Source organism: Acinetobacter sp. NBRC 100985 (assembly GCF_000241225.1).
Lineage (GTDB): Bacteria > Pseudomonadota > Gammaproteobacteria > Pseudomonadales > Moraxellaceae > Acinetobacter > Acinetobacter venetianus.
In genome coordinates this window covers 19,299-27,914 of record NZ_BAEB01000067.1, presented here as the reverse complement: position 1 = coordinate 27,914, position 8,616 = coordinate 19,299, and the positions used below count along the sequence as shown (strand labels likewise).

Annotated in this window: 9 protein-coding genes and 1 pseudogene; 3 read left to right on the top strand and 7 right to left on the bottom strand. The window is 45.4% G+C overall.

Annotation, left to right across the window (positions count from 1 at the left end):
* The coding region (gene repM / locus ACT4_RS16795) for a replication initiation protein RepM (RefSeq protein WP_007484317.1) at nucleotides 1–568 on the top strand (568 nt) is incomplete at its 5' end.
* Nucleotides 569–639: 71 nt separating this feature from the next.
* Here the strand turns inward: repM and ACT4_RS16790 are convergent.
* Nucleotides 640–2,106 (bottom strand): annotated as a pseudogene (locus tag ACT4_RS16790) (type I restriction enzyme endonuclease domain-containing protein); the annotation flags it as partial.
* 385 nt (nucleotides 2,107–2,491) lie between these two features.
* Here ACT4_RS16790 and ACT4_RS16785 point away from each other — a divergent pair.
* Both ACT4_RS16785 and ACT4_RS16780 read left to right on the top strand, forming a co-directional pair.
* Nucleotides 2,492–3,070 (top strand): LexA family transcriptional regulator, encoded by a 579-nt coding sequence (locus tag ACT4_RS16785; RefSeq protein WP_007484314.1) that lies wholly within the window; start codon nucleotides 2,492–2,494, stop codon nucleotides 3,068–3,070.
* Nucleotides 3,071–3,092: 22 nt separating this feature from the next.
* Complete coding sequence (locus tag ACT4_RS16780) at nucleotides 3,093–4,388, top strand: Y-family DNA polymerase (RefSeq protein ID WP_007484313.1); 1,296 nt, start codon at nucleotides 3,093–3,095, stop codon at nucleotides 4,386–4,388.
* A gap of 165 nt (nucleotides 4,389–4,553) precedes the next feature.
* Here ACT4_RS16780 and ACT4_RS16775 read toward each other — a convergent pair whose 3' ends face one another.
* The 6 genes from ACT4_RS16775 to ACT4_RS16750 all read right to left on the bottom strand — a co-directional run bounded on the left by ACT4_RS16775 (nucleotide 4,554) and on the right by ACT4_RS16750 (nucleotide 8,482).
* Entirely contained in the window at nucleotides 4,554–4,841 is a 288-nt protein-coding gene (locus tag ACT4_RS16775) for a type II toxin-antitoxin system RelE/ParE family toxin (protein ID WP_005021147.1), read from the bottom strand.
* Nucleotides 4,831–5,079 (bottom strand): type II toxin-antitoxin system Phd/YefM family antitoxin, encoded by a 249-nt coding sequence (locus tag ACT4_RS16770; RefSeq protein ID WP_005021145.1) that lies wholly within the window; start codon nucleotides 5,077–5,079, stop codon nucleotides 4,831–4,833. The genes ACT4_RS16775 and ACT4_RS16770 overlap by 11 nt, the downstream gene beginning before the upstream one ends.
* 2 nt (nucleotides 5,080–5,081) lie before the next feature.
* Nucleotides 5,082–5,549, bottom strand: coding sequence for a hypothetical protein (locus ACT4_RS16765; protein ID WP_007484310.1), 468 nt, complete (start codon nucleotides 5,547–5,549; stop codon nucleotides 5,082–5,084).
* Nucleotides 5,550–5,618: 69 nt separating this feature from the next.
* On the bottom strand, nucleotides 5,619–6,173 hold the full coding sequence (locus ACT4_RS16760; protein ID WP_007484309.1) for a recombinase family protein: 555 nt from the start codon (nucleotides 6,171–6,173) through the stop codon (nucleotides 5,619–5,621).
* A gap of 76 nt (nucleotides 6,174–6,249) precedes the next feature.
* On the bottom strand, nucleotides 6,250–7,173 hold the full coding sequence (locus ACT4_RS16755; RefSeq protein ID WP_016801295.1) for a hypothetical protein: 924 nt from the start codon (nucleotides 7,171–7,173) through the stop codon (nucleotides 6,250–6,252).
* A 241-nt stretch (nucleotides 7,174–7,414) separates the two neighbouring features.
* The gene (locus tag ACT4_RS16750) at nucleotides 7,415–8,482 is read right to left on the bottom strand and encodes a YqaJ viral recombinase family protein (RefSeq protein ID WP_005021138.1); all 1,068 of its coding nucleotides are present in this window, start codon (nucleotides 8,480–8,482) and stop codon (nucleotides 7,415–7,417) included.
* Nucleotides 8,483–8,616: the final 134 nt, after the last annotated feature.

Below are 8,616 nucleotides of genomic sequence, written 5' to 3'. Positions count from 1 at the left end.
TTTTGCACCAGATGTAATCCCATTGATTACACAGCTAGAGAAGTCTTTTACTGCTTATCAGCTTAAACAGATTAGCTCGCTCACAAGCAAATATGCAATTCGTCTTTACGAGTTACTGATCCAATGGCGTAGTGTTGGCAAGACACCTATGTTTGAGTTAGACGACTTTCGCTTTAAGCTTGGATTAGCAGAACATGAATATACCAAGATGGCTAATTTCAAAGTTCGGGTACTCGATGCAGCGTTAAACCAAATTAATGAACTAACAGACATCATTGCTTCTTATGAGCAACATAAAAATGGACGTGTTATTAGTGGTTTCTCATTTGCGTTCACCACTAAGCAGCAACCAAAGGAAGTCACTCACACCAAAGCTAAGAAACTAACGGATAAGCAGATTCAACTCTTTGCCAACAAGCTAGCTCACCATGATCCATTTGCAAGCCAAAAAGCTGCAGTAGGGGAAAGCTATGCTGATCTAGAGAAAAGGCTGCTGATTGAACTACAAGATGCCGAGGTTGTCAGAAAGTATGCTGGAGTCCTCAAAGAGTTGGGCTTTGAGGTGTAGAATGCAACTATATTAGTTGTCATATAGAACTAATATAGTTGTTAAATGATTGTAATTTGATTTCAATAAAGTTAGGCAGCAGATAATTCATCTGCTAATTGTTCAGCCTGTTCAAGCACAGTCTCTGTAGCCAATAAAGCCATATCAGGTGGATAGCCATACTTCTTGAGTAGACGCTTCAAGATGACTCTCAGTTTCGCCCTAGCAGCTTCTTTGATGGTCCAGTCCAAGGTTGGTTTCTTGCGAATGGATTCTGTCAGAACGATAGCGAGTTCGCGTAGGATCTCCTTTTGCATTAACTCACGAGCACTCTCATTCTCAGCTACTGCCGAATAGAAAGCATATTCGTATTCGGTCAGGTTGAGTTCCTCTGCCAGCTTATCTGATTCCTGGATGGTTTTCGCCAACTTGATGAGCTCATCAATTACTTCGGCTGCAGTCAGTACCTTGTTCTGATAGCCCTTAATGGCAGAGCTCAGCATATCCATCAGCTTCTTGCCCTGGGTAACGCTGCGCTGTTCTCTTACCTTGATTTCATCACTGAGTAGTTTCTTCAGGGTTTCCAGTGCAATGTTCTTGTGCTTGTAGCCTTTCATCTCCTGCATGAACTCATCCGACAGAATGGAGATGTCTGGCTTCTGGATGCCCGCTGCATCAAAGATGTCCACCACCTTTTCAGTAACAAGAGCCTGGTCAATCGTTTGTTTGACCTTGGCTTCCAATTCAGCATTGCTCAGGCCTGAGATTTTTCCTGAACCATCACTGAACTTGGCCAGTCGTGCTTTCACAGCCTGGAAGAATGCAACCACTGGTGCTGCTTTCATCGCACTTGGATGAGGTACAGCTAATGCAAATGCCTGCGACATAGCTGATACCGCATTGAAGAATCGTGTCTTACCTTCGCCCTGATCTATGCCTAAGATGTGTTCCTCTGCTTCCAGGATGATGTTCAGCTTACGAGAGGTATCGGCTGTGAAGTACTCCTGGTAGTTGAAGCCATGCATGATGCCATCAAGGACTTCGAGCTTCTCTTGCAGGATGGTTGCAGCTTCGTCCTGAACCAGTGCAGGATCACCCTTACCACCTGCCTCAGAGTAGAATGACAGAGCCTCTTTCAGATCCGATGCAATACCGAGGTAATCTACGACCAGACCACCCATCTTGTCCTTGTAGACCCGGTTCACTCGTGCAATCGCTTGCATGAGGTTATGGCCTTTCATTGGTTTGTCGATGTAGAGCGTGTGCATGCTCGGAGCATCGAAGCCAGTCAGCCACATATCACGCACAATCACGAGCTTGAGCTTATCGTCATTGTCCTTCATACGATTGGCCAGGATTTGGCGCTGCTGCTTGGTAGTATGAAAATCAGCATATTCAGGCCCATCAGATGCTGATGAAGTCATTACCACTTTAATCACGTCATCATGCAAGTCCTTGCTGTGCCATTCTGGTTTGATCTTTACAATCTCCTTGTAGAGATCCACAGCAATCCTGCGGGACATGCTGACGATCATGCCTTTACCTTGGTTTGCATGGCTTATGTTTTAAGCAGGATGCGTGATGCAGAATACAGGTTGAGTACAGGTATCTGATTTTTTGCTGGTTTGGGTATAGGTTAAGGACAAAGGGTACTGGTGTGTAAGAATCCTTTTTCCAGCAGCTACCCCCGGGGGGTACTTTCGCATAATACACTACGATGGGATGAACCTGCCTTTATACTAATATGAGTAAATTCCTGAAAAGTTTTGGATGGCTTAGCTCGGTTTGCACTTCGACAGTATGAGCCACGAACGCCAGTGAGTGGCGATATGCTGTAAGAAGTGCAAAGCTAAATCTGTAATCCATTCATCGTAAATTTATTGTTCTGAATTATGGTTTAACCCTACTATTTGAATTAGTAACTTTTTCAAAAGAGTAGATGCGATGAGTGATGGTCGTGGTGGAAGTCGTGAAGGTGCAGGCAGAAAGTCTTTCTATGATGAGCCTACTAAAGCTGTTCGTATTCCGGTCTCTCGTGTGGTGGAAATCAAGAACTACCTGACTGAAACCAAGAAGCAAAGGTTCAATGACGTTGCATCCATTACGCTGATTGATGCGACTACTCAGATGAGGATTCCTTTGGCTTCAGAGAAAGTCGCTGCAGGCTTCCCTTCGCCAGCTCAGGACTACATCGACAAAACCTTGGATATGAATGAGCACCTCATCCAAAATGAGGCTGCTACTTTTGTCGTTAAGGTTGCTTCGCTCTCCATGCGTGATGCAGGCATTGACATTGATGACGAGCTTGTCGTTGATCGCAGCCTGGAAGCCAAGCATGAGGACATTGTGGTTGCCTTGATTGACAATGACTTCACTGTCAAACGTCTCATGATCGAAGGAGATACCCATTGGCTTAAAGCTGAGAATCCAGACTTCTCAGACATATATCTCAAAGAAAACCAAGAACTGGTGATATGGGGTGTGGTTACCTACGTCCTCAAGTCATTCAGGAAGCGTCGGTAATTTATCTTCTTGGTTTCCACCCATGAAGCATGCATGCAAAGTCTTTGCTCTGGTCGACATTAACAACTGCTATGTCAGTTGTGAGCGAGTCTTCAATCCCAGCCTGAACAACAAACCCGTCATTGTCCTGTCCAACAATGATGGCTGTGCTGTGGCACGTTCCCAGGAAGCCAAAGATCTAGGTATCAAGATGGGTGTTCCTCTCTTCCAGATCAAAGACTTGGTTGAGAAGCATCAGGTACGAGTGCTTTCAAGCAATTATGCACTGTATGCAGAAATGTCACGCCGGTTTATGAAGATCCTCTCAGGCTTCGTCACTCCTCAGGAACAGGAGGTGTATTCCATTGATGAGTGCTTCCTGGATTTGACCGCTTATGCCGAACATTACGATCTCACTGAATATGCCCACACCATTCTGCAGCGCGTCTTTCGTTGGCTTGGTTTACCTGTGTGTATTGGTTTGGGGCGGAGTAAAACTGAAGCCAAGATTGCAAACCATATTGCCAAGAAGAATGCTTACTTCAATGGGGTATGTAATCTGGTTTCCATGGATCCATGCTCAATCGAGGAACTTTATCAGTCGATTGAAGTGGGTGAAGTCTGGGGTGTTGGTCGCAAGCACTCCAAGAAGCTCACAGGCATGGGCATTAAATCTGTGATGGATTTAACCATGGCTTCACCCGAACTGATCAGGAAGCAGTTCTCTGTGGTCATGCAGCGTACTGTACTGGAACTGCAAGGGATATCCTGTATTGAGCTTGAGCATGCACCGCAAGCCAGACAACAGATTGTTGCCAGCAGATCCTTTGGCCAGCGAGTCACTGAGCTTGATGATCTGAAAGAAGCCATGAGCCTGTATGTGCAAGATGCTGTAAGCCGATTGAGGTCGGGTCAACTGCTCTGCGGTTGTATCATTGGTTTCGCCCAGTCCAATCCATTTGACAGCTCAAAGCCCTTCTACAACAAATCCCTGTCCTACGCCTTAGCTGAGCCGACAGACAATGTTCTGTTGCTGACCAAGATCGCTACCAGTATGGTTCATGGTTTGTACCAGAAAGATGTGGCTTTCAAGAAGTGTGGGATTGTACTCACTTGCTTGGAACCCAAGGACAAGCACTGCTACGACATGTTCACTGACATGGATAAAATTGCTGAGAGTGATCAGCTCATGGATACCCTTGAAGACATCCAGCATAAGTTTGGCAAGACAAAACTGGCATTGGGAGCAAGTATGCTGCCAAATCGGACCTGGAAGATGTCTCGCAACCAACTCAGTCAGAATTACTTTAAATGGGATCAACTCCTTTGTGTAGAGTAATCATATCCTCCATAGAGTAGTTTTATTTTAGTTTCACTATAGTTTTGTAATAGTTTCAAATAAGTTTTAATTCATACCTATTATATTAGGTGATAGTTAGATAAAAGAATGCCCATAAGCATAAATGTATTCATGGAAACATTCTGCTTATGGGCATTACTTCATTTATGAATGACGAGAGTTGGCATCATCATAGACTGCATTGTTTTCACGTCTGCCAACAGCAATCACCAAAACAACTACCTCATCGTCTATGACTTCGTAAACCAAACGATAGCCAATACTGCGAAGCTTGATCTTGTAGCGGTTAGGGTGTCCTGACAACTTGTTTTTGGGAATGCGAGGATTCTCCAAAACCTTGATCAACTTTTTTTTCAATGGCTGCTTAATACTTGGATTAAGCTTGTTCCATTCCTCTAATGCTTCTTCTAAAAAGTCTAACTTATAGGTCATCAATATTTACTCGAACGCGTTTTTGGTTCGCACGAGCATCTGCAATCTTATTCAGTTCCAGGTCTTCTAATTGTTCCATCATCGTTTCATACAGATCAGCCGGAACACAGTAAAACGCTGGTGTATTACGATTGAGGATTGCGACAGGTTCACCTTTGCCTGCCAACACTGTATCCATCGGACTCTTTTTGAGTTCAGTAATACTTGCAGTCATTCGTGCATGGATTAATTGAGTCATAGTTAAGCCTCTATAGAATTTAGTGTTTGGAGTTTGGGTTGAATCATTACGAGTAGGTTCGGATAGCTAATTTCAGCATACCGATCCAATGAGGATCTCAATCTGATAAGCAAGGAGGCATCAGTAACTAGCAGCATTTTCGCAAGGTAAGGCATCGCTGAACGAAATGCCTTTAACCATTTACGATGTTGCTCAATACGATCTATATCAACAACATATGTATCTGCATCAATAGGATATACACGTTGCCTTCTTTCTAGATTATCTAGACCAGGACATACATTGAAACTTTCTAAATCACACCATGAAAGTACCCTTAGAGCTTTTTCCAATTTTGCTTCGGCTACTTTTTCTTCTTCTTCTCTTTCATCCATTAAGTCAAATAGACGTCTGAGTTTATGCATACGAACTTCATCCTCTCGTTTCAAACGAGATTCTTCAGTTTCAGCCCAGATAGCGTCAGAATTCATAGGTACTCCTATTCAACACTAGGAATATAGCATAGATAAAAGCACATTTAAACGTACTTTTAAAAAACCCTAATTAGACCTCTTTGCTACACGATAAACAGTGGCTACACCACAGCCCACAGCTTTAGCGATTTCCTCTTTGGTCATGGTATTTGAGGCCAACAGCTCTTTGATACGCTTATGTTTGATCTGGTTTGGCTTCTTACCTGCAGGCTTGTATCCAGTACGCTCTAGGCCCTGTTTAATGCGCTCTATACGCTTCTCGTTGTCCAGGCGAGCCATAGTTGCCAGAAGGTCAATCAGCATGTTGTTGATCAGATCCAGAATGGATCCAGTAATAGCATCATTGGCTTGAATCAGTTGATGGGTAGTGGGAAGATCTGCGACAACCAATCTCAACCCCTTTTCTCTGATTCGTCTTTTGAGTTCTTCAAAGTCTTGCTGGGTTAAGCGTGATAGTCGGTCCACGCTCTCAACGAGCAATGTATCTCCCTGGTTTGCATCCTCCAGCAGCTTATTCAGCTCTGGACGTTCGAGTTTGGTGCCACTGTAGTTCTCAACATAAATGGTGGGTTCACCAAGTTGGAGCGATTCATTGAGGGTATTTAGGGTGGCTATATTCAAGGAAATTTTGAAATGCTGAAGACATCAGAACAAAAAATAAGGGATCCTAAATTCCCTTATTTTTCACCGCATGTGTTTAATTCACTATTCTAACACTCTGCTGCAAACCCTGCTGAATATCCTGCACAAAACCCTCTCTCTGATTGAATTTAGGCTTTGCATTAGTTTTCGGTTCAGTCTTGGGTTGCTCAGATTCATCTTCTGCATAAAACTCCTCCAGCACATCCATGCCCTCCTCACTGTTCACCTCAAATCTAGCATTCTCAAAGCCTTTTCTAGCAGTAAAATCCAGCGATTCCTGGTAAAACCCAGCGGCCTTACTCTGCTCATCCATCTGTCGAGCCGTGTTAATTGCTTGCTGCAAGTTCACCCCATCACGTAAGGTCAGATCCACGTAGTACACCGGCTGGCGATAGCTTTGTGTCGTGCTTTTCCCTCTTAAGGTCAGTTGTAAGGGTAAACATGATAGCAGCCCTCCTGATGCCGCATGGTAGTAAGCCAAACGTGCAGCCAGGGTACGGATACTGTTAAAACCTGTGGTTCTAAAGATGAAAGTCCCCAGTTCATCCGATTCATCCAGATTGACATGCAGCCGCCCATAGGGCTTGCAATGCCCGCCTTGTGCCAGTGAGCATAAATCTGGGGATGGACAGGGATGCTGTTCTACCCCTTGACTGGTCAATCGCTGGCAGGTCTGACCATTGCCGACACAAACCGGACGTCCAGTCTGACGGTCAAACAGGCTGTATTCTGCCCGCAGGTTCAGATCAGGATCATTAAAGATCATCCGTACCGGAATGGATCTCAGTTTCCCATTCGGTAGGTTTGCACGCAGCTGCTCATCCAGTGGATGCCTGATCCAGCCTTCCTTGCTCTGGATCTGGCTGGTAATGGTGAACTGGTCATCTTTCTCTGGCAGGCGTTTGCCATTCTTTTCAATGACACGGCCAATGCTGATACGCCCCAATACGGGCGGTGTAATCGCTAACCCTTTAATCATCATGATTTTCCTAAATGTGATTTTTTACAGATGAGCCGTATAAATTGAAGCACCCGCTCCTCAACCTATCGACTCTCTTAATTCAATAAAAATAATGCTCACCCGAGGTCACAGGAAAACAGGTAGTGCATCGATCATCAGATCAGGCAAAGCTGTCCAAATGCCCTTTCTTCATCTGTGGAGAAAGGGCGAACCGGGCGGCTTTGCGCGTTTTTACAAATGGGCCTCTGCGGAAGGCAGGTCATGCATCCGTATAAATGTTGAAGCGACGACTGCCCTGCTTATGCAGCGGATACTGCTCAATCAGCTCAGGCTGCTGCTTTAACAGTGACTTGGCATCCAGACTCACTGAATCTTTACTCTTCCTCCATACCACCGAGCCACCGTTAAAGGTGGCTCGTTCAGCATCTTTCATCAGCATCTGAATTTCGTGCTTGATCTGATCGAAGCTTTGCTGCTGCTCTTCAATCTGCTGTCTGGCTTGAATCAGCTTTTCAAAAAGCAGATTGGCCGTCTCATCATGGGATAGGTCTTCGACGGTTAGAGGGACATGCTCTGGGTAAAGCTGCTGTAAAGCGCGTGCTGCCGATTCACTGGCATCTACTGCGGGAGGAATATCTTGCTCGACACATGCCCAGAAAGTACGTTCCGCATGGATGATCTGCTGGATCAGGGCATCATTTCGGCTGACCTTAAAAATCCGGGTTTCATGGCCGCAGAGCAAGACACAGACATGAGCCGCCTGCTTGCCTGTGACGGCCAGTTGATGCTGTACCTGACACAATACATACAGCGGCACACCATCCCGCCACAGCTTGCTGCCATATTCCCCTGCAGTTTTACATTCCAGGATCTGCACCTCATCGCTGCCAACCACGGCATAATCCAAGTTGGCCAGCATAAAGGCCTTGTCTGGATCAGGATGCTGTAATACGGCATTCACCCGTCTGACCTTGTTATTGGTATGCAGACTGTAGTATTCAGCGACCAGGGGTTCCAGCTGCTTGCCCCAGTACAAGGGAGCATGGCCGGAACTTTCATCTTCGATCTTTTGCTGGACACGTCCGGTCTTGATCATCCACAGTTCCAGCATCGACATGTAGGGATTAAGCCCACAGGCAGTCGCAGCATCACTGCTGCCAATGCCCTGCTTGCGGACTTCTAGCCATTGTTGCTGATCAAGCTGTTTGGTATTGGCCAGACGTTTGGCCGCAGTGGATCGTGAAGGTTTCACAGGTTGAGGTAATGGAATGTGTGAGGGAATGCCAGAGGGCTTCGGTAAATTGGGTAAAGGTGCAAATGTATTCATGGGGTTGTCCTATAGATAGCGGTCGTCTGTAAAAATTCAGCTGAGAAATTTTGGGCATAAAAAAAGCCACATCCGGGGAGATGTGGCCAAAGGGTCATGCTGAGGTTCATGTAGAATTTAATCTTCAATGCATC

Bases quoted from the DNA above. Each gene is read 5' to 3' on its own strand.
- ACT4_RS16780 (WP_007484313.1), top strand. From the start codon at position 3,093: ATGAAGCATGCATGCAAAGTCTTTGCTCTGGTCGACATTAACAACTGC.
- ACT4_RS16750 (WP_005021138.1), bottom strand. From the start codon at position 8,482: ATGAATACATTTGCACCTTTACCCAATTTACCGAAGCCCTCTGGCATT.
- ACT4_RS16770 (WP_005021145.1), bottom strand. From the start codon at position 5,079: ATGACTCAATTAATCCATGCACGAATGACTGCAAGTATTACTGAACTC.
- ACT4_RS16755 (WP_016801295.1), bottom strand. From the start codon at position 7,173: ATGATTAAAGGGTTAGCGATTACACCGCCCGTATTGGGGCGTATCAGC.
- ACT4_RS16765 (WP_007484310.1), bottom strand. From the start codon at position 5,549: ATGAATTCTGACGCTATCTGGGCTGAAACTGAAGAATCTCGTTTGAAA.
- ACT4_RS16785 (WP_007484314.1), top strand. From the start codon at position 2,492: ATGAGTGATGGTCGTGGTGGAAGTCGTGAAGGTGCAGGCAGAAAGTCT.
- ACT4_RS16775 (WP_005021147.1), bottom strand. From the start codon at position 4,841: ATGACCTATAAGTTAGACTTTTTAGAAGAAGCATTAGAGGAATGGAAC.